We start from the raw sequence: 20,188 nt of genomic DNA, 5'->3' as shown, positions 1-20,188 counted from the left end.
ACCGCCGGCGGCGGCAGGTCCGTCTGGGGCGGTTGACCCCCATCGAGTTCGAGACCATCATGACCACTCAGGTCGCACTCGCAGCCTGAGCCTGACTGTCACCTATCCGTGCAGCAGTCCCACACCTTCACCCCCGCCCGCGACGCAGAAGTCCTCCTGGACACCCCCGGCAGCTCCGCACTCCAGTGGCAGCTCCTCGACGACCAGGACGAACCGCTGACCGAACCGGCCACCCTCACCAAGGGCAACACCTTCGAGGTCACCGCGGGCACGACCTACCGCATCGCGATCACCGTCGCCCCCGAGCGGACCACAACGACCTCCGCCACCTACAGCTTCACCCTGCGCGACCAGACGGCGTGACCACACAGACACGCGCCGAGCAGACAGTCGACAATCCCGTCCTCCCAAGCACCAGTCACAACCAGGAGCAGCCATGAGCGTCGCCATCCTCAGCGCGGAGCAGATCAACCTGCTGGCCACCGCACTCATCCGCTACGCCGACTTCCCCGCCGACGACGGGCCGGAGCTCGCCAGGACGTTGCTCAGGGAGAACGTCGACGCATACCTGTGGCGCTACTTCGACGGACCAGAGGTTCTTGACGATCCGGACTACGACGACGGCGACGAGGAGGAGCTCGAGGAGCTCCGTGAGACGCTGCGGGATCACACCTTTGCGCCTGCACGCCCCGAGCTGCTCGACCCGGAGTCGGTCCGAGACGCACTGATGAGCTGGCGCTACCAGACCGAGGGCGTCAACCACCATGCCGACCTGCCCGGCTGGCAGCTCGGAGTCCGGCTCGAGGCCTCGCTCCCCCGGTAGGACCTGCTTCTCAGCCGGCCGCGCGGGCGTGGAGCTGCGCCGTGCGGCGCAGCGTCGCGCGCGCGCGGCGCCGGTCGCCGGCTGCGTCGTACGCGAACGCGAGGTGGTACCACGCGCGCCAGTCGTCGGGTGCAGCCTCGGCCGTCGCCCGCGCGTCCTCGAACGCCGCGTCGGCGGCCGCCCGCTCGATGCGGCCGCCCGGCGAGCGCGGCAGGTCGTCGACCGGCAGCTCGCCCGCCGCCGCGAGCTCGTCAGCCATGCGCTGCACGTGCGCCGCGAGCGACCACTCGCGCCACACGAGCCAGATGACGAGGAGCGGAAGCACGAGCACGCCGACGCCGAGGGCGACGCCCACGGCCTCGCCCGTGCGTAGCAGCGCGACGCCGCGCCCGGCGATGGCCCAGCCGTAGATCGCGAGCAGCGCCGTGACGGCGAGCGCGGGCAGAAGCCCCTGACGCAGCGTGCTCGGCATCAGGAGAGGTCGAGGACGTTCTCGAGACCGACCGTGAGGCCCGGCCGCGATCCCACCTCGCGCACACCGAGCAGCACTCCCGGCATGAACGAGACGCGGTCGAAGGAGTCCTGGCGAATCGTCAGCTGTTCGCCGACGTTGCCGAGCAGGATCTCTTCGTGCGCCACGAGCCCGCGCAAGCGCACCGCGTGGACACGCACGCCATCGACGTCCATGCCCCGCGCCTCCCAGCCATCCTCGGTCGCGTCCGGGCTCGGAGCGATTCCAGCCTCAGCGCGCGCCGTGGCAATCGCGTGCGCTGTGTGGCGCGCGGTTCCGCTTGGGGCGTCGACCTTGTCGGGGTGGTGGAGCTCAACGACCTCGACCGACTCGAAGTACCGCGCGGCCTTCGCCGCGAACGTCATGGCGAGAACCGCCGAGAGCCCAAAGTTCGGCGCGATGAGCACTCCCACGTTGGCGCCGTCGGCCGCACGCTGCTCGAGGTGCTCGGTCACGCGACCGCGCGAGCTGTCGTCCCAGCCCGTCGTCCCGACGACGACGTGAATACCCGCGTCGATCGCCGCATGCACATTTGCCTCGGTCACCGAGGGAATCGTGAAGTCGACCGCGACATCCGCGCCGCTCGCGGCGAGACCCGCCGCAACATCGTCATCCGCGTCAAGCCTGGCAACCAGCTCGAGGTCGGGCGCGGCCTCGACAGCCGCGCACACGTTCGTTCCCATACGTCCCGCGGCACCAAGCACCGCCACCTTGATCGTTGCGCTCACGAGGCCAGCCTAGACGCCGCGCCGCGACTCCTCCCGCAGACGTCCACGCCCGCGAGCGGATCACCTGTGCGTCCAACGGGGCAGGGCCCGTCATCACGGCCACAGAACGTGACCACGACGACGGGCCCTGGCGGCCGTCACATGTGAGGACGGGAGCTAGCCCCCGAACGGACCCACGCGCACGATCGTGCGCGGTCGTCCAGCGAGCTCGATCGCGAGCTCTTGCACCTGCTGACGTGTCACCGCAGCAACACGCTCAAGCGCTTCGTCGACGGAGAGCAGCTCGCCATGGGTGAGCTCGGCCTTGCCGAGCCGCGTCATGCGCGACCCCGAGTCCTCAAGACCGAGAACGAGACCGCCGCGCAGCTGACCCTGCGAACGACGCAGCTCATCGTCGGTCATCCCGGAGTCAGCAAGACGCTCGAGCTCGGCCACGAGCAGGCCCGTGACCTCGTCGATCCGGCTCGGGGCGCAGCCTGCATACAGCCCAAAGACACCGGCGCCCGCATAGCCCGAGGCAAACGAGTACGTCGAATAGGCCAGCCCGCGCTTCTCCCGGATCTCCTGGAAGAGCCGCGACGACATGCCCCCACCAAGAACCGCGTTGAGCACGGTCATGACATACCGGCGCTCGTCGGCAGCCGCGAGCCCCAGCGTGCCGAGCACGACATTGGCTTGCTCAACGGGTCGTGAGATCTCGGCCTCGGCACCGCCGGTGGGGAGGGTGACGTCCCGAAGGTCGTCGCCCCGCCGCGCACGTGGCGTCGCCTGCGGCTCCACCACCCAGCCGCCGACGGTCGCCGCCTGCGTCACCTGCGCGCACAGGACGTCGTGGTCAACGCTCCCCGCGGCCGTGACGACGAGCGTCTCGGGACGGTAGTGCTCGCGATAGTGCTCCCACACGGCCTCGCGCGGAACATCACGAATCGCCTGGGGGGTCCCGCCGATGGGGCGGCCAAGCGGCGTGTCACCGAGAACGGCCTTGGAGAACTCTTCGTGGACGACGTCGCTCGGGTCGTCATCGTTCATCGCCAGCTCTTCGAGGATGACGCCGCGCTCGATCTCGAGCTCGTCCTCCTCAAGGCGCGCCGACGTCATCATGTCCATGATGACGTCAACCGCCATGGGCAGGTCGTGGTCAAGAACACGCGCGTAGTAGCACGTGCTCTCCTTGGCGGTCGCCGCGTTGGCCTCGCCGCCCACGGCGTCAAACGCCTCGGCGATCGCCATCGCATCACGGCGCGCCGTGCCCTTGAACAGCAGATGCTCAAGGAAGTGAGTCGAACCGAAGTGGCCCGACAATTCGTCGCGGGAGCCGACGCCGACCCACATGCCAATGCTTGCGGAACGCTGTCCTGGCATGGACTCGGTGAGGACGCGAATACCGCCGGGCAGGACGGACCGTCGAATGACGGTGCCGTCCTGCCCGGCGGTGAGTTCGCTCCCCGGCTCACCCGCGCGGGTGAGAGGAAGGTCCCAGCTCACGTCAGGCGTCGTCTCCGGCGCCCTCGTCCTCGACGACCGCGTGGAGCGACAACTTGCCACGCGGGTCGATCTCGCCGATCTCGACCTGAACCTTCTGGCCGATCGACAGGACATCCTCGACGTTCTCGACGCGCTTGCCGCCCACGAGGCGACGGATCTGGCTGATGTGCAGCAGACCGTCCTTGCCCGGGGAGAGCGACACGAACGCACCGAACGTCGTGGTCTTGACGACCGTTCCGACGAAGCGCTCACCGATCTCAGGAACGTGCGGGTTCGCGATCGCGTTGATCGCCGCACGCGCGGCCTCGGCCGACGGACCGTCGGTCGCGCCGATGTAGACCGTGCCGTCGTCCTCGATCGAGATGTCGGCGCCGGTCTCGTCCTGGATCTGGTTGATCATCTTGCCCTTCGGGCCGATGACCTCGCCGATCTTGTCGACGGGAACCTTGACCGTGATGACGCGCGGTGCGAACGGCGACATCTCGTCGGGCACGTCGATGGCCTCGTCGATGACGTCGAGGATCGCGAGACGCGCCTCCTTCGCCTGCGTGAGCGCGCCGGCGAGAACGTCGGCGGGGATTCCGTCGAGCTTCGTGTCGAGCTGGATCGCCGTGACGAACTTACGCGTTCCGGCAACCTTGAAGTCCATGTCACCGAACGCGTCCTCGGCACCGAGGATGTCGGTGAGGGCCGCGTAGCGCGTCTCACCGTTCACGGTGTCGGAGACGAGGCCCATCGCAATACCCGCAACCGGGGCGCGCAGCGGGACACCGGCGTTGAGCAGCGACAGCGTCGCGGCGCAGACCGAGCCCATGGACGTGGAACCGTTGGAGCCGAGAGCCTCGGAGACCTGGCGGATCGCGTAGGGGAAGTCCTCGCGGCTCGGCAGGACGGGAACGATCGCGCGCTCAGCGAGCGCACCGTGACCGATCTCGCGACGCTTGGGCGAGCCCACCCGACCGGTCTCACCGGTCGAGTAGGGCGGGAAGTTGTAGTGGTGCATGTAGCGCTTGCGCGTCTCGGGCGCGAGCGTGTCGAGCTGCTGCTCCATCCGGAGCATGTTGAGCGTCGTCACGCCAAGGATCTGCGTCTCGCCACGCTCGAAGAGCGCCGAGCCGTGAACGCGCGGAAGGACCTCGACCTCGGCCGAGAGCGTGCGGATGTCCCGCAGTCCACGACCATCGATGCGGAAGCCGTCCGTGAGGATGCGCTGACGGATGAGCTGCTTCTGCAGCGAGCGGTACGCCGCAGAGAGCTCCTTCTCGCGGCCTTCGAAGGTGCCGGCCAGCTGCGAGACAACCTCGGCCTTGATCTCGTCAAGTCGGTTCTCGCGATCCTGCTTGTCAGCGATCGAGAGCGCGTCACCGAGGGCAGCAGTCGCTGCGGCCTCGACGGCGGCGAAAGCGTCGTCCTGGTACTCGGGGAACGTCGGGAACGCCTGGGTCTCCTTGGCAGCCGACTTGGCGAGCGAGACCTGGGCCTCAACGAGCGCCTTGATGAACGGCTTGGACGCCTCGAGGCCCTGAGCCACGACCTCTTCGGTCGGGGCAACTGCGCCTTCATCGTGGATGAGGTTCCACGACGCCTCAGGCGCCTCGGCCTCGATCATCGCGATCGCGACGTCATCGCCCACGACGCGGCCGGCAACGACCATGTCGAACGTCGCACGAGCGCGCTCGGAGTAGCGCGGGAACGCGACCCACTGGCCGTCGATGAGCGCGATGCGCACACCGGCGACGGGGCCCGAGAACGGCAGGCCGGAGAGCTGCGTGGACGCCGAGGCGGCGTTGATCGCGAGCGTGTCGTAGGAGTCGTCGGGGTGGATCGCCATGACGGTGAGGACGACCTGGACCTCGTTGCGCAGGCCCTTGACGAACAAGGGGCGCAGCGGGCGGTCGACGAGGCGGCACGCAAGGATGGCCTCGGTCGACGGGCGGCCTTCGCGACGGAAGAACGAGCCGGGGATCTTGCCCGCGGCGTACTGGCGCTCTTCAACGTCGATCGTCAGCGGGAAGAAGTCGAACTGCTCCTTGGGGTGCTTGCCGGCCGTCGTGGCCGACAGGAGCATCGTGTCGCCGTCGAGGTACGCGACGACTGCGCCGGCGGCCTGCTTGGCGATGCGGCCCGTCTCGAAGCGGATGGTGCGGGTGCCGAAGCGACCGTTGTCGATCACGGCCTCGGCGAACTGGATCTCGGGACCCTCCACGGGTGCCCTCCTCTCGTTCGGCCCCTTACCCCACGGTCTTCGATCGAGGCCCACGCAACGCGATGCGGTGTCGGGAGCCACTACCGAGGACCGGACGAGGCGGTCGGGGCGGGGTGGTGCTGGTGGGTGCGACGGCCGGACGGCCGTCGCGGGTGGTGACACTGAGCCAGCCCGGACCCACAGGGTCCGGGCTGGCTCAGAAGTTGTCAGCGGCGCAGGCCGAGGCGCTCGATGAGGCTACGGTAGCGCGCGATGTCGACCTTCTGGAGGTAGCCGAGGAGGCGACGACGCTGGCCGACGAGAAGGAGCAGGCCACGACGGCTGTGGTGGTCGTGCTTGTGCTCCTTGAGGTGCTCGGTGAGGTCCTTGATGCGCTGCGTGAGCATCGCGATCTGGACCTCGGGGGAACCGGTGTCGCCCTCGTGGGTCGCGTACTCGGACATGATGGACTGCTTGGTGGCCTTGTCGAGGGGCACGATTCTCCTAGGTGTCTACTCGTTGCGCGGCGCGCCGGGGCTGATCCTCCGGGCACTCTCTGTCCGCGGCCGTTCGAACGGCGAGGTCAAGACTACCAGCACGCACGACCGGACCGGCCGTGAGACCCACCACCTCGGGTCGGCGTGGCGTACGTCTCAGCGAGCAGTCGTGATGGCGCTGACGCGCACCGTGCGACGGTCGAGAGTCTTGACCGTGACCGTCCCGGAGAAGGCCCGCGGCAGGGTGACCGTGAAGCGCTTGAGCCGCTTGGTGCCGTGCGCGGCGAGCGAGAACGTCGCCACGCGCTTCGTCCCCGTGTACACGGCGATGCGACCGTTGCTCCGGCCCGCAGCAGCGGTCACCTGGATCGTGCGTACGTCCTTGGCCTTCTTCACGCGCAGACGAGAGCTCTTCGCGGTCGTCGACCACGCAACCCCGCGCAGGTAGCCCGAGTGACGGATCGTCTTCCAGCGCTTCGACCCGGTCGACCGCCACACCGAGCTTGGCGTCACGTGCCGCGTGATCTTGGGGAACGTCGCGCGAGCAGACCGCCCGCCGGCGCCCACCGCGACGATGCCGACCTCAGCGGTGCGCCCGTAGGAGAGCGTGAGCGTGTAGGCGCGGCTCGTCGTCCGCTTGGCCACGCGCCAGGCTCCGAAGCTCTTGCCGTGCGCCGCCGTACGCACGTGCACCTCGTAGATCGTTGCGCGGGGCGCTGCGTTCCAGCGCAGCGTCGCGGTCCTGGAGAGGCGGATGGGAGCCACGGTCGCGCCCGGCTTGCGCAGGGTGGGCGGGGCTGGAGCGGCGGGGAGCGCGGGGGCAGGGGTCGACGTCGGCGGAGGCGTCGGCTGCGTGCCGGTCGACGTGGACTGCCCGTCGCCCGTCGATGCCCAGCGCGGGAACGCGAGAGACGTGAGGGCCACGCGCTCGGAGCCGAGAGTCTTGACCGTCACCGTGCCCGAGACGGCGGACGAGAGGTTGAGCACGCGCGTGGCCGCGCTGCTCAGCACTGGATCGTCCCACGAGACCTCGCCGAGCAACGTCGAGCCCGCGTACACCTCGACGCGTCCGTTACCCGGAGCCTGCTCCCCCACGAGGACGATGCGCCGTGCATCCTTGACCGAGGCGACCTTGAGCCGCGCACCGACGGTCGTCGTCGCACGCAACGCGCCGTCGACCGCCCCGTCGCCCGACTGCTTCGTCCAGCTCTTCGACCACGTGAGGGCGGACTGGGACACGGGACGGGTGGCTCGCACAAGATCGACGAGCGCACCGCGCTCACCCGACGACGCGATCGCGCGCACGACGACGAGCCTGTTGACACCGGGCCTCACCGTGAGCGTTGCCCGTGGCTTGGTCACGGTCGCGATCGTGCGCCAGCCGCGGGAGTCGGCGAACGACGCCCCGTGCGAGGCCGGCCGCTCGAGCAGCTCGTACCCGACAGCGCCGCTCACGGCCCGCCACGTGTAGAGCTGCTGCTGCGTCAGCTGCGCCGGGTTCTGCAGCGCCGTGTGCGGGGCAGGCACCGGGGCCGAGAGCACGGGCCGGGCCTTGCCGTAGCGGGCGACCGCGTCATCCACGAGCGAGTCGACGGTCGTGCGGATGCTCGCCAGCTTCGCGTAGAGCGTCTTGCCGGGGCAGGCCGTGATGTTGGTGTCGCGGTGACCCTGGATGACGTTGACGGTGATCGTCTCGCCCGGCTTCGCGTGGATACCACTCTTGCTGCTCGTGCCCGTGTAGAGCTTGGCCTTGCCCTTGGGGTTGAGGCCGTGCTCGTAGGCCTTCCATGCGAGCAGGCGCGAGATCGCGCTCAGCATCGCCTTCGACGGTCCGTCGACCTTGCCATTGTTGTTGTCGTCGCGGTTCTCGAAGTTGCCGATCGCCGAGATGCCGATCGTCGTCGTGTTGTACCCGCCTGCCTGCGCACCGATCGGCAGCGTGTTGATCGCGCCGTAGCGACCCTCGTACAGCCGTCCGAAGCGGTCGACGAGGAACTGGTAGCCGATGTCGGGCCACCGCATCGACTTCGTGTGATACGCGTAGATGCTGCGGACGAGCGCTGCGGAGCTCGCCTTCGAGTAGTCGTTGCGGTTGACCGTGTGGTGGACATACATGGCCGCGAGCTTCGAGGACTGGTCCTGCGGACCCCACGTCGAACGAAGGCTCTCGTCGGCACCCCATTGCGCCCTCGTGATGATCGACGGCTTGAGGATCGACCCGCTCGCCGCCGCCGCCGTCGCCATGGCACTCGTCGTCCCCACGTTCGCGTCGGCACGCGAGGTGCCCGCGTCGATGAGATCGATGCGCAGCCCCGACGGCTCGCGGCCCGACGCCGTGCGCACCCGGGCCTGAACGCCGTCCGCGCCCGCTGTGACCAGGGGCTCGGAGCCGGCGCGGGCCGACGGCGCAAGTTCCTCGCTCACGGGAAGGGAGACCCAGTCGCTCCACTCGCCGTCCTCACGGATGCGGAGCGTGATCTCGATGATCTCCTCGCTGCTCGACGCGTCCCAGGTGACGCCCGCAGCGGTGAAGTGCGCGGTGCGTGTGAGCGGGGTGAGCGCAGCAAGGTCCGGGTCGGCCGGCGTCTCGAGGGGTTCGACCTCGGGAGCCTCGGTGATCGGGGTCGACGCGAGTGCGTCCTCGGCCTCGATGGCCCGTTGCGTGGCGGCGTCGGTCTCGACTTCGGGAGGCGCATCAAGTGCGCCGGGCTCGCGGGCCGCACGCGTATCGACTCCGTCGATCGCGACGTTCGCAACCTCGGGCGCGACGGGGGTCGCGGCCGCGACCGGCATCGAGATGACGGGGAGGGCAAGCCCGGTGACGGCGAGTGCCGTCACCGTCGCTGCCGAGATCAGCCTGCGCATGGGATCACCTTGACGTGCCGAGGACGAACCGCGATCGCGGTTCGCGTCGAACGATAACCCGTCGGCGTGAATTCTCACAGGCCTCACGCGTCACATCTGAACGGCCGGCCCGACCACGAACGAGGCCGGACGTCACTCCCCCCACGACGCTCCTCACCATCGAGCGAGGTCAGCCCGCCTGAGGGTCACCCCCGGGCGCCGCGAGCAGCTCGCGCACACGCGCCACATCACGATTCATCTGCGTCACGAGCGTGTCCACCGAATCGAAGCGCAACGTCGGCCGCAGGTGCGCAACAAGATCAAGAGCGACGACCTCGCCGTAGAGGTCGAGGTCCGTCCGATCGAGCACGTACGCCTCAACCCGGCGCTGCGTTCCGTCGAACGTGGGGTTCGTCCCGATCGACACGGCCGCCGGCAGACGGGCATCGCGCCCGGACCCGCTCCTCAGCAGCCACCCGGCGTAGACGCCGTCGGCGGGCACCAGGCCCTCGACCTCCTGCGAGAGGTTCGCAGTCGGAAAACCGATCGTCCGACCGCGCGCGTCACCGTGAACGACCTCGGCACGCAGCCGGTGCGGACGGCCGAGGATCTTCGCAGCACGGGCGACATCACCCTCGTCGAGAAGCCGGCGCGCCGCGGTCGACGACCATCGTCCCCCGGCCACACCGCGATCCGTCACCGTGACGACCTCGAAGCCGTGCTCGGCCCCGAGCGCGACCAACGTCTCGAGGTTGCCCGAGTTGCCCGCGCCCAGACGCACGTCCTGTCCGACGACGACGACGCTCGCGCGCAACCCCCGCACGAAGCACGTCTCGACGAACTCGCGTGGAGTCTGGGCGGCGAGCTCGAGCGAATAGTCAAGCTCGAGCACCCCGTCGAGACCCGCAGCAACCAGCAGCTCGTACCTCTGCTGCGTACTCGTGACAAGTCGCAGCGGCTCCTGCGGCGCGTGGACAGCACGCGGGTGCGGGGTGAACGTCACCGCCACGGCAGCGGCACCCGTCGCGCGCGCACGGTCGACGACGACACCGAGAACCTCCTGGTGGCCCAGGTGCACCCCATCGAAGTTGCCGATCGTCACGACCGTCGGGCCCAGATCGGCGGGAACCTCCGCGTACGAGCGCCACACGGGCACGTCAGAGCCGGCCGCAACGTTCGCGGGCGTCGCGGGCGTCGCAGCCTCCTCAGGGACCGGGCCGACCTCGTCCGGCGTCATGAACACCGTGACCGGCTTGAGCCACGCGCCCGTCCGCTCAAGAACCGCGACGAGGCGCCCGTCGGGGTCCACCCCCGCAACCTTCGCCGCCGTCGTCAGGCCGCGCTCAGCACGCCGCCCGTGCACGACCGCGAGGGCCTCCGCGGGGTCAAGCACGTGCTGGGGCATCGTGCCCTCCAGAGCGAGCGCAGACTCGACCGTCGGCACCGGCAGGTGGTCAACCTCGGCGCGTGCCACGAGCGCGTCGAGCGCGTGCGCGTCCTCGACGCGGACACCGCCCACGCGGGTCCGCCGCAGCGCCGTGAGGTGCGCGCCCACCCCGAGCGCCGCGCCCAGGTCACGTGCCAACGCACGCACGTACGTGCCCGACGAGCACTCGACGGTCGCTTCGACATCGACGACGCGTGCACCGTCGACCACGACGACCCGGGGCTCACCCACGTCGAACCGCGCAACCGTCACGGGACGCGCCTTGAGCTCGACCTCCTCGCCCGCGCGCGCGAGGTCGTACGCGCGTCGCCCGTCGACCTTGATCGCCGAGACGGTGCTGGGTACCTGCTCGATGTCACCGGTCAGCCCCGCTGCAGCCGCGCGCAGCGCCTCACCGGTCACGTGCGCCGCATCAGTCGTCGCCGTGATGTCACCCTGCGCGTCGTCCGTCGACGTGCTCTGCCCGAGCCGGATGGTCGTCACGTACTCCTTGTCCGCCCCGACGAGATACGTCAGCACGCGCGTCGCACGCCCCACCCCGAGGACCAGCACACCCGTCGCCATGGGATCGAGCGTGCCCGCGTGCCCGACCTTGCGCGTCCGTGCGAGCCAACGCATCTTGGCCACGACGTCGTGACTCGTCATCCCGGCTGGTTTGTCGACAATGACGACGCCGTCCGCGGCGGGCGGCCAAGCACGGGCGTCGGGGCGTCGGGGAGCACGGGGGGTCACGTCGGCCAACGGTATCAGCGCGCCCCGCAGCCATTGGCCGCGCACGGCGGCGCGGCCACGTGACGGACAGCACGCCGACGAGAACGCCGCACGGGCACGGAGCCCAAGCTCCGTGCCCGTGCGGCGTGAGAAAGATCAGGCCTCGTCGTCGTCGTCCTCAGGACGGCGGTACGGGTCCGCTTCACCCGCGAAGCTCGCGCCGCGGCGCGTCTTCTCAAGCTCGGCGTCACGACGGCGCGCCTCCTCGAGGGCGGCCTCGAGGTGCGCCGCCGTCTCGGGAACAGCGTCGAGGTGGAACTCGATCGTCGGCGTCAGCCGGGTACCCAGCTGCTTACCCACCTCGGAACGGATGATGCCGGTCGCGCTCCTGAGAGCGGCCGCCGACCCCGTCCGAGCGTCCTCGTCACCGAGAACCGTGTAGAAGATCGAGGCGGACTGCAGGTCACCGGTCACGCGGACGTCGGTGATCGTCACGAAGCCGAGACGCGGGTCCTTGATCCGCGTGTCGAGCATGCGCGCGACGACCTCCTTGATGCGGTCGGCGACCTTACGTGCGCGGGGGCTGTCAGACATGTGCGTCTCCCATCACGGCCGTCACGAGGGCGGCCCAGCTCTTGAACGTCCGGTCACTGAGGACCGGGACGCGGGAGCACCGGTGCCCTGACGGCACCGGTGCTCCCGCCGGAAGGTTACGCGCGAGGCTTCTCGCGCATCTCCCAGGTCTCGACAACGTCATCGACCTGCAGGTCGTTGAACGAGCCCAGACCGATACCGCACTCGTAGCCCTCGCGGACCTCGGTCGCGTCGTCCTTGAAACGCTTGAGCGACTCGATCGTGAGGTTGTCCCCCACGACGACGCCCCCGCGCAGGACGCGCGCCTTCGTGTTGCGGCGAATGATGCCCGAACGGACGAGGGCACCGGCGATGTTGCCGAACTTGGAGGAGCGGAAGACCTCGCGGATCTCCGCGGTGCCCAGCTGCACCTCCTCGTACTCCGGCTTGAGGAGGCCCTTCATGGCCGCCTCGACGTCGTCGATCGCCTGGTAGATGACCGAGTAGAACTTGATCTCGACACCCTCGCGGTCAGCCATCTCGGCAACGCGCTCCGCAGTACGGACGTTGAAGCCGATGATGACGGCGTTGTCGACCGTCGCGAGGTTGACGTCGTTCTGCGTGATCGCACCGACACCGCGGTGGATGACACGCAGCTGGACCTCGTCGCCCACGTCGATCTTGAGCAACGAGTCCTCGAGCGCCTCGACGGCACCGGAGACGTCACCCTTGATGACGAGGTTGAGCGTCTCGACCTTGCCGAGCTCGAGGGCCTTCGTGAAGTCCTCGAGGCTGATGCGCTTGCGGCGCTTGGCGAGCGTCGCGGCGCGCTCGGCAGCCGCACGCTTCTCGGCGATCTGGCGAGCCGTACGGTCGTCGGACGCGACGAGGAACGAGTCGCCGGCACGCGGGACCGAGGTGAGACCCAGGACCTGCACCGGACGCGACGGGGTCGCCTCCTCGACGCTGCCACCGTGCTCGTCGAACATCGCACGCACGCGGCCGTAGGCCGTGCCCGCGACGATCGCGTCGCCGACGTGAAGCGTTCCCTGCTGGACGAGGACGGTCGCGACCGCACCGCGGCCCTTGTCGAGGTTCGCCTCGATCGCGACACCACGTGCGTCCTTGTTCGGGTTCGCACGCATGTCGAGCGACGCGTCAGCCGTGAGCAGCACGGCCTCGATGAGCGCGTCGATGTTGAGGTTCTGACGAGCAGAGACGTCGACGAACATCGTGTCGCCGCCGTACTCCTCAGCCACGAGGTTGTACTCGGTGAGCTGCTGGCGGATCTTGGCGGGGTTCGCCGTCTCCTTGTCGATCTTGTTGACCGCGACGACGATCGGCACGCCGGCCGCCTGCGCGTGGTTGAGCGCCTCGACCGTCTGCGGCATGACACCGTCATCGGCTGCGACGACGAGGATCGCGATGTCCGTGACCTCGGCACCACGTGCACGCATGGCCGTGAAGGCCTCGTGACCCGGGGTGTCGATGAAGGTCAGCGCACGGTCGATGCCCTCGTGCTCACGCCGCACCTGGTAGGCACCGATGTGCTGCGTGATGCCGCCGGCCTCGCCCGAGACGACGTCGGTCCGGCGGATCGCGTCGAGAAGACGCGTCTTGCCGTGGTCGACGTGACCCATGACGGTGACGACGGGCGGACGTGCGACGAGGTCCTCGTCGGACTCACCCTCGAGCTCAGCCTCAAGGTCGATGTCGAAGGCCTCGAGCAGTTCGCGGTCCTCCTCCTCGGCAGAGACCATCTCGATGACGTACCCGAGCTCCTGGCCGAGCGAGCCGAACGTGTCTTCGTCGAGCGACTGCGTCGCGGTGGCCATCTCTCCCAGGTGGAAGAGGACGGTCACGAGCGATGCGGGGTTCGCATCGATCTTGTCGGCGAAGTCATTGAGCGAGGAGCCGTGACGCAGACGGACGATGGTCGAGCCGTCGCCGCGGGGAACCTGCACGCCGCCAAGCGACGGCGCCTGCATCTGCTCAAATTCCTGACGCTTCGCGCGCTTCGACTTCCGTCCGCGCACGGGGCGGCCACCGGCGCGCCCAAAAGCACCCTGGGTGCTGCCACGACCGGCACCACCGGGACGACCGCCGCCACCACCGGGGCGACCGGCGAAACCGCCGCCACCCGCGCCAGGAGCGCCGCCGCCGGGACGACCTGCGCCGCCACCGCCGCCGCCGTAGCCGCCGCGACCGCCGCCAGCACCGCCGGGACGACCGCCGCCGCCTGCAGCAGCGCCCGGACCGGGGCGACCCAGCTGGGTCTTGCCGGGCATCATGCCGGGGTTAGGACGGGCTCCGCCCGGACGCGGGGCGCCAGGACGGGGTGCGCCAGGACGGGGTGCGCCGGGGCGAGGACCGCCCGTGCGCTCGCCCGTCGCGGCAGCGTCCGCCGCGGGGGCGGGACGCGCACCGGGACGGGGCATGCCCTGGCTCGGTGCGAAGGGGTTGTTGCCCGGACGGGGGCCACCTGCGCGATCGCCGCGCGGCATGCCCTGGCTCGGTGCGAAGGGGTTGTTGCCCGGACGCGGGGTCCGCGCCGGACGCTCAGCGGCCGGTCCGGGACGCGGGGCGCCAGGACGCGGGGCCGCGGCGGCCTCGGTCGCCGGTGCCGCAGGGGCGGGTGCCGCAGGGGCCGCCGGGGCGGGTGCCGCAGGAGCGGCGGGTGCCGGTGCCGCGGGGGCGGGTGCTGCGGGGGCCGGAGCCTGGGCCGCGGGGGCGGGTGCCTGCTCCGCGGGGGCTTCGGCTGCCTTCGCAGGTGCCTTCGGTGCCGCAGCACGCTTGGCGGGCGCCTTGGGTGCGTCGGCGGGAGCCTCGGGGGCCTTGGCCGGAACGGCGTCGCGAATGCGACGCACGACCGGCGCTTCAATGGTCGACGATGCCGACCGGACGAACTCACCCATCTCGGTGAGCTTCGTCATGAGCTCCTTGCTCTCCACACCGAGCTCCTTAGCGAGCTCGTATACGCGGATCTTTGCCACATCTCTCCTGTCTGGGCCCCACCCCGGACAGGGAGGGACCGTCTTAGTGCTGGGGGCTCATCGCTGAGTACTCATCGGGTGCCCATCGGCCTCTGACCCGCTTTCCTTGGTGAAGTCCTGACCGTGAGTGACCGGGTGGTCACGCGCGTCCAGCGTTTCCTTGCCATGCATGCTCTACTGCCGAATCGATCCGCAGCGCACGCACCACGGCCCGCCGCTTCTCGGCAAGCTCGTGACAATGCGGGTCCGGATGGACCCACGCGCCCCGCCCCGGGAGTGACCGCCGCACATCGACCACGACCCTGGGGGTCGCGCCGGGCGCAACGTCCACGACGAGGCGGACGAGCGCGTCTCGCGCGTCCTTCCTTCGACACCCCACGCAGGTTCGAACCGGCCCCGTCCGCGTCGCCACGAGGGCGTTCGGCGTCGGAGTCACGGGTGTCTGTGGGTGGGGTGCGTCAGGCACGGCGCGAGATCGCACGTCGACCAGTCTAGCGCGCCTCACCGTCGGCATCGGCAGGCGCGCCATCGGCCACGTCGTCGACACCACCGTCGGAGCGGATATCGATGCGCCAGCCCGTGAGCTTCGCGGCGAGACGTGCGTTCTGTCCCTCCTTGCCGATGGCGAGCGACAGCTGGTAGTCCGGCACGATGACGCGCGCGGCACGCGCCGCGAGGTCGACGACCTCGACCGAGACGACCTTCGCGGGCGAGAGGGCGTTCGCGACGAACGACGCCGGGTCGTCGGCCCAGTCGACGATGTCGATCTTCTCGCCGTGAAGCTCGGCCATGACGGCGCGCACACGCTGGCCCATCGGGCCGATGCACGCACCCTTTGCGTTGACCCCCGCAACCGTCGACCGCACCGCGATCTTCGTGCGGTGACCAGCTTCGCGAGCGATCGCGAGGATCTCGACCGTCCCGTCAGCGACCTCGGGAACCTCCATCTCGAAGAGGCGGCGCACGAGCCCGGGGTGCGTGCGCGAGAGCACGATCTGCGCACCCTTGAGCCCGCGGGTCACCTCGACGACGAACGAGCGCAGCCGCTCCCCGTGGACGTACCGCTCGGTCGGCACCTGCTCGTGCTGCGGCAGAACAGCCTCGGTACCCCCGACGTCGACGAGCACGACGCGCGAGTCGCGACCCTGCTGGATGACGCCACCGAGGAGCTCGCCCTCCTTGTCGCGGAACTGACCCAGCACCTGCTCGTCCTCGGCGTCACGCAGACGCTGGACGATCACCTGACGCGCAGTCGCGGTCGCGACCCGGCCGAAGCCAGACGGCGTGTGGTCGAACTCGGGGCCGAGCTCACGCAGCGTCCGCGTCGTCGGCTCGGACTCCGGGTCCTCGGGGTCGGCCTCGACCGGAACCTGCGTGACGATCTCCTCGCGAGCGAGCACGGTGACGCGTCCGCTGCGGCGGTCGACCGAGACACGGGCGTGCGCGTATGCGTCGGGCGTGCGCAGGTAGGCCGAGCGAAGGGCCTCCTCGATCGCGGACACCAAGACGTCGAGCGGGATCTCCCGCTCGCTCTCGAGCATCCGCAGCGCGGTCATGTCAATATCCATCGGTCAGTCCTCCACGTCGTCGTCGCCCAGGTCGACCTCGTCGATGCGACGCATCTCGAGCTCGACACGGCCGCGGCGCACATCAGCAAGCAGCGGGCGGTGGGTCACGCCGGCCTCACCGTCAAGCACGAGCGCGTCGCCCTCGACGTCGGTGAGCCGACCAAGAATCTCTGTGCCGTCGCGCATCTCGACGCGGACGAGCCGGGTCCGAGCACGACGGAAGTGGCGCGCGTCCGTGAGCGTGCGGGTCGCGCCGGGCGACGACACCTCGAGCTGATAGGCGTGCGGCAGGACGTCAGAGGCGTCAAGGGCCTCGGACACCGCACGCGAGACATCGGCAAGCCGCTCGAGCGGGAGCGAACCGACCTCGTCCTCGCCCAGGTCGACCGTGACGCGCACGACGCTGCGCGTCACGGGCCCCGAGATCGTGACGTCCTCGAGGAAGAGGTCAGCGGCGCCGACCGCGCCGGCGATCGCAGCGGTCACAGCCGCAGCGAGGTCCTCATGCTGGGATGCCATGTGTGTCTCCTGTCGATCCAGGCGCACTCGCACCTGACGAACGACCGGTGTGATGTTGTGCGCGCACCCACAGCCTATCCGGTGGTGGGCGCCCGCACGCGGCACTGCGCCGTCGACCTCGTGCGACGTGCCTCACGCGCCACGGCGAGCGCGGCCGGAACCGCACGGTCCCGCGTGGCATGATCGGCAGCGATGGACACGTCTTCTCGCCCCGCCTCTCCGCGCCGCACCCGTCGTACGGCGGCGTCGCTCCTTGTCGTGCTCGCGCTCACCGGCTGCAGCGTGCGGCTCGAGACCCCACCGCCGAGCGAGCCGTCCCTCACCTCCGTCGAGGCCGCACGCCGAGCCGCCGTGACCGACGTGCTCGACGTCCGTGCCACGGCTCAGGCGGCCACGGCCAAGGCCGCCAAGCGTCCCGCAGCGATCCTCGCCGAGGTGGCAGCAGCGGCCGACTCCCAGGAGACGCAGCTCGGTGGCGTCTACGCGTCGGGACTCGTCGGTCCCGACGGCTCCCCCGCACCAGCCCCGACAGGTACACCCGCGGGGACCGACGTACCCGCCACGATCGAGGTCCTTGCTCAGGCTGCGTCGCGAGCTCGCGCGGGCCTCGAGACGGCCGAGGACCCCGGTTTCGCACGGCTCACCGGCTCGCTCAGCATCGCGCACCTCGCCGCAGCACGGGCGCTGGCTGCCGCGGCTGACGCCGAGCAGCCCGAGACGGAGTTCACCCCGGTTCCTGCCGTCCCAGCCGAGCTCGACGGCGTCCCGGCATCCGACCTGCTCGCGCTCGTCGTCGCTGAGGACTCCGCGGGCTACATGCTCGAGGTCCTCGCCTCACGTCTCGAGGACCCGCGCCGGGCCGCCGCGTTGTCACGCGCCGCGATCCACCGGGAGCGCGCCGACGACTGGGCTCGCGTCGCAGGTGTCGACGCCACCCCCGAGGACCCACGGCGCGTGGCCTACGCGCTGCCCGACGGCATCGCGACCGACGAGCCTCGGACCGCTCGTGTGGCCGAGGCCGAGACTGCGCTCACCGCAGACCTCGTCACCCTGCTGGCCGTCGTCCCGCCGCAGTCGCGCGCTGCCACGCTCGACCTCGCCGCCGACACGTGGTCGAGCGCACTCACGTGGGGTGCCTCGCGGGTCCCGTTCCCCGGCATGCCGGAGCTCGCACCAGCCACGGACTGAGCCGCCCGCACCCGGCCCGACGACGGGGTTCCCGGACTGAGGAACCAGCTGCTCCGAGACTCAGCGCCCGACGAGCCCGAGGTCGAGAGCGCGCACCACGGCACGGGTCCGGTCCCGCACACCCAGCTTGAGCATGATCGCCGAGACATGGTTCTTCACCGTGCCCTCCGCCAGGTGGAGCCCTCGCGCGATCTCACGGTTCGACCAGCCGGCCGCGAGCAGCCGGAGAACCTCCGTCTCGCGCGGCGTCATCGAGATCCCAGGCCCAGCAGGGCGAGGCTCCGCGAGCGGAGCGGCGGCGAGCCTGTCAAGCACGCGTGCCGTCACGGCGGGCTGCACAAGGCGCTCACCGCGCGCAAGCGTGTGGACGCCCTCAACGACCTCGTCGAGCGTGACGTCCTTGAGGAGATAGCCCCGTGCGCCCGCCCGCAGCGCGGCGAGCACGAGATCGTCGTCGTCGAACGTCGTGAGGACGAGGACCGCGGGGCGGTGCCCCGCGAGCGCGAGCGCCTCGAGCGTCCCCAGCCCGTCGAGGACGGGCATCCGCAGGTCGAGGAGCAGGACGTCGGGCTGCGTCGCCGCGACGACCTCGAGTGCCTCACGTCCGTCGGACGCCTCCCCGACGATCTCGATGCCCTCAGCGAGTCCGAGGAGCGCCGCAAGCCCGCGGCGCACGAGCGTCTGGTCGTCGGCGAGCACGACGCGCACGGGCCCGCTCACGTTCCCGCTCCGCCCGAGCGAGCCCCACCGAGGGGAATCTCGACGCGGACGAGCACACCGAGGCCGGGGCTCCCCGGCCCCGCTGATCCCGGCTCGATCGCGACGCTCCCACCGAGTGCGGTCACACGCTCGCGCATCCCGCGCAATCCGTGGCCCTCCACGAGCGAGGGCGCGCCACGCCCGTCATCACGCACCGCGAGGTGCACGTGCGTCGGACTCACGCGCACACGGACGTCGACGCGTTCGGCCTGGGCGTGTCGCACAGCGTTCGTCACCGCCTCCTGGACACAGCGCAGCACCACATGGGCGTAGGCCGGCTCGAGCACGTCGACGCCCTCTGCGACAAGGACGACCCGCGGATGAGGGACCGCGTCAGCCACGGCCGCGAGAGCGGCTCCCAGATCGGTCGGGGCATCGTCGCGCAGCGTGGCCACCACGGTCCGGACGTCAGCAAGAAGCGACTTGGCGGCGCCGCGAGCCGCCTCCACGTGCGACTGCGCCTGCCCCTCGGTGAGGTGCGCAGCCACCTCGAGGTGCACCGCGAGCCCGGCAAGCTGGTGCCCGACCAAGTCGTGCAGCTCCCGCGAGATGCGCAGGCGCTCAGCCGCGCGGGACGCCTCGGCAAGGTCATCGCGCGCCTCCTGGAGGGCTCGGTGCGTCACCGTGAGCTCTGCGAGGGCGTGCGCGTGACGCTCGCGCAGCCGCCGCTCGGCGGCCGACGAGTAGCCCGTCGTCGCGGCGAACAGCACGAGCCCCGCGTACATCGTCGTGAGGATGACGGCGTACGCCGTCACGTCCTGCTCACGGAGGTTGCCGACCGCGATGACGGCGACGCTCGCCACACACGTCACCACGACCCAGTGCCACGGGAGCGTGAGGCCCACGGTCGCGGCGGCGACGACGAGCGGCACTCCCCCCACACCGTCCCCAGCGTCGAGCAGGTAGACGGCGGCCGCAGCACCCACGAGCACGAACGCGGCCACGTGGACCGTCAGCGCTCGCTCGCACCCCACGATGGCCAGGAGGACGAAGGCCGCGAGCCCGACGAGGTAGGCGCACCACCACAGGGGCGTCCCGCTCCCGGCGCCGGGCAGGAGGGCGGCAACCGCAGGCATGAGGTAGGCGCCCGTGCCTGCGACGGACAGCAGGACGCCGCGCACTCCCTCACGCCGCTCCCGCCCCGCTCCGTCGGGCACGAGGTCCACGTCGTGCCCCTCACGAGGTCCCTGCATGTCTCCCGTCACGCGCCCCAGCCTACGGACCCGCACGAGCGCCGACCCGTGCCATCAGTCATGGGTCGCGCACACGACAGGCATGACGGACGGCACTGTGACCAGCACCGTCACCCTCGTAGGGTGAAGCCCGGCGGGGATGTCCCGCCCCAGCGGTCGCCTCG

The 20,188-nt window shown here is 70.4% G+C and carries 17 protein-coding genes; 3 read left to right on the top strand and 14 right to left on the bottom strand.

The features are described from left to right. Positions 1–108 precede the first annotated feature (108 nt). Positions 109–363: a hypothetical protein gene (locus tag ACTVCO_RS08180; RefSeq protein ID WP_443727897.1), complete on the top strand. Its 255-nt coding sequence runs from the start codon at positions 109–111 to the stop codon at positions 361–363. Positions 364–436: 73 nt separating this feature from the next. Further along, entirely contained in the window at positions 437–823 is a 387-nt protein-coding gene (locus tag ACTVCO_RS08175; RefSeq protein ID WP_443727896.1) for a hypothetical protein, read from the top strand. 10 nt (positions 824–833) lie between these two features. On the opposite strand, the gene ACTVCO_RS08170 is transcribed toward ACTVCO_RS08175, so the two are convergent. From ACTVCO_RS08170 to rimP, 12 genes are all read right to left on the bottom strand, one after another. Beyond that, on the bottom strand, positions 834–1,295 hold the full coding sequence (locus ACTVCO_RS08170) for a hypothetical protein (protein ID WP_443727895.1): 462 nt from the start codon (positions 1,293–1,295) through the stop codon (positions 834–836). Next, positions 1,295–2,062, bottom strand: a complete 768-nt coding sequence (dapB, locus tag ACTVCO_RS08165; protein WP_443727894.1) for a 4-hydroxy-tetrahydrodipicolinate reductase — start codon at positions 2,060–2,062, stop codon at positions 1,295–1,297. The genes ACTVCO_RS08170 and dapB overlap by 1 nt, the downstream gene beginning before the upstream one ends. Positions 2,063–2,218: 156 nt before the next feature. Beyond that, entirely contained in the window at positions 2,219–3,547 is a 1,329-nt protein-coding gene (locus tag ACTVCO_RS08160) for a M16 family metallopeptidase (protein ID WP_443727893.1), read from the bottom strand. A gap of 1 nt (position 3,548) precedes the next feature. Continuing rightward, positions 3,549–5,753, bottom strand: a complete 2,205-nt coding sequence (locus ACTVCO_RS08155; RefSeq protein WP_443727892.1) for a polyribonucleotide nucleotidyltransferase — start codon at positions 5,751–5,753, stop codon at positions 3,549–3,551. 206 nt (positions 5,754–5,959) lie between these two features. Further along, positions 5,960–6,229, bottom strand: coding sequence for a 30S ribosomal protein S15 (gene rpsO / locus ACTVCO_RS08150; RefSeq protein ID WP_102508980.1), 270 nt, complete (start codon positions 6,227–6,229; stop codon positions 5,960–5,962). A 156-nt stretch (positions 6,230–6,385) separates the two neighbouring features. Continuing rightward, positions 6,386–9,094: an N-acetylmuramoyl-L-alanine amidase gene (locus ACTVCO_RS08145; RefSeq protein WP_443727891.1), complete on the bottom strand. Its 2,709-nt coding sequence runs from the start codon at positions 9,092–9,094 to the stop codon at positions 6,386–6,388. Between the two features lie 169 nt (positions 9,095–9,263). Continuing rightward, positions 9,264–11,252: a bifunctional riboflavin kinase/FAD synthetase gene (locus tag ACTVCO_RS08140; protein WP_443727890.1), complete on the bottom strand. Its 1,989-nt coding sequence runs from the start codon at positions 11,250–11,252 to the stop codon at positions 9,264–9,266. Positions 11,253–11,387: 135 nt separating this feature from the next. Continuing rightward, a complete protein-coding gene (gene rbfA, locus ACTVCO_RS08135) occupies positions 11,388–11,825 on the bottom strand; it encodes a 30S ribosome-binding factor RbfA (protein WP_443727889.1) in 438 nt (145 codons plus the stop codon). 116 nt (positions 11,826–11,941) lie between these two features. Continuing rightward, positions 11,942–14,797, bottom strand: coding sequence for a translation initiation factor IF-2 (gene infB / locus ACTVCO_RS08130; RefSeq protein ID WP_443727888.1), 2,856 nt, complete (start codon positions 14,795–14,797; stop codon positions 11,942–11,944). A 139-nt stretch (positions 14,798–14,936) separates the two neighbouring features. After that, entirely contained in the window at positions 14,937–15,311 is a 375-nt protein-coding gene (locus ACTVCO_RS08125; RefSeq protein ID WP_443727932.1) for a YlxR family protein, read from the bottom strand. Continuing rightward, positions 15,289–16,365 carry a transcription termination factor NusA gene (gene nusA, locus ACTVCO_RS08120; protein ID WP_443727887.1) on the bottom strand — a complete coding sequence of 359 codons (1,077 nt, stop codon included), beginning with the start codon at positions 16,363–16,365 and terminating at the stop codon, positions 15,289–15,291. The genes ACTVCO_RS08125 and nusA overlap by 23 nt, the downstream gene beginning before the upstream one ends. A 3-nt stretch (positions 16,366–16,368) precedes the next feature. Beyond that, entirely contained in the window at positions 16,369–16,884 is a 516-nt protein-coding gene (gene rimP, locus ACTVCO_RS08115) for a ribosome maturation factor RimP (RefSeq protein WP_443727886.1), read from the bottom strand. A gap of 192 nt (positions 16,885–17,076) precedes the next feature. On the opposite strand from rimP, the gene ACTVCO_RS08110 reads away from it, so the two are divergent. Continuing rightward, complete coding sequence (locus ACTVCO_RS08110) at positions 17,077–18,072, top strand: DUF4439 domain-containing protein (RefSeq protein ID WP_443727885.1); 996 nt, start codon at positions 17,077–17,079, stop codon at positions 18,070–18,072. 60 nt (positions 18,073–18,132) lie between these two features. Here the strand turns inward: ACTVCO_RS08110 and ACTVCO_RS08105 are convergent, their stop codons facing one another. Together ACTVCO_RS08105 and ACTVCO_RS08100 are read right to left on the bottom strand one after the other, a co-directional pair. Beyond that, positions 18,133–18,792 carry a response regulator gene (locus ACTVCO_RS08105; protein WP_443727884.1) on the bottom strand — a complete coding sequence of 220 codons (660 nt, stop codon included), beginning with the start codon at positions 18,790–18,792 and terminating at the stop codon, positions 18,133–18,135. After that, complete coding sequence (locus tag ACTVCO_RS08100; protein WP_443727883.1) at positions 18,789–20,036, bottom strand: sensor histidine kinase; 1,248 nt, start codon at positions 20,034–20,036, stop codon at positions 18,789–18,791. Before ACTVCO_RS08100 ends, ACTVCO_RS08105 begins: the two co-directional genes overlap by 4 nt. Between the last annotated feature and the right edge of the window lie 152 nt (positions 20,037–20,188).

The sequence above is a fragment of the Sanguibacter sp. A247 genome, from assembly GCF_052324925.1.
GTDB lineage: Bacteria > Actinomycetota > Actinomycetes > Actinomycetales > Cellulomonadaceae > Flavimobilis.
This window is presented reverse-complemented; position numbering and strand designations above follow the sequence as displayed.

Excerpts from the sequence above, each read along its gene's own strand:
- ACTVCO_RS08110 (WP_443727885.1), top strand. The coding sequence starts at position 17,077 with ATGGACACGTCTTCTCGCCCCGCCTCTCCGCGCCGCACCCGTCGTACG.
- nusA (WP_443727887.1), bottom strand. The coding sequence starts at position 16,365 with ATGGATATTGACATGACCGCGCTGCGGATGCTCGAGAGCGAGCGGGAG.
- ACTVCO_RS08175 (WP_443727896.1), top strand. The coding sequence starts at position 437 with ATGAGCGTCGCCATCCTCAGCGCGGAGCAGATCAACCTGCTGGCCACC.
- rbfA (WP_443727889.1), bottom strand. The coding sequence starts at position 11,825 with ATGTCTGACAGCCCCCGCGCACGTAAGGTCGCCGACCGCATCAAGGAG.
- rimP (WP_443727886.1), bottom strand. The coding sequence starts at position 16,884 with ATGGCATCCCAGCATGAGGACCTCGCTGCGGCTGTGACCGCTGCGATC.
- ACTVCO_RS08145 (WP_443727891.1), bottom strand. The coding sequence starts at position 9,094 with ATGCGCAGGCTGATCTCGGCAGCGACGGTGACGGCACTCGCCGTCACC.
- ACTVCO_RS08125 (WP_443727932.1), bottom strand. The coding sequence starts at position 15,311 with ATGCCGACGGTGAGGCGCGCTAGACTGGTCGACGTGCGATCTCGCGCC.
- ACTVCO_RS08170 (WP_443727895.1), bottom strand. The coding sequence starts at position 1,295 with ATGCCGAGCACGCTGCGTCAGGGGCTTCTGCCCGCGCTCGCCGTCACG.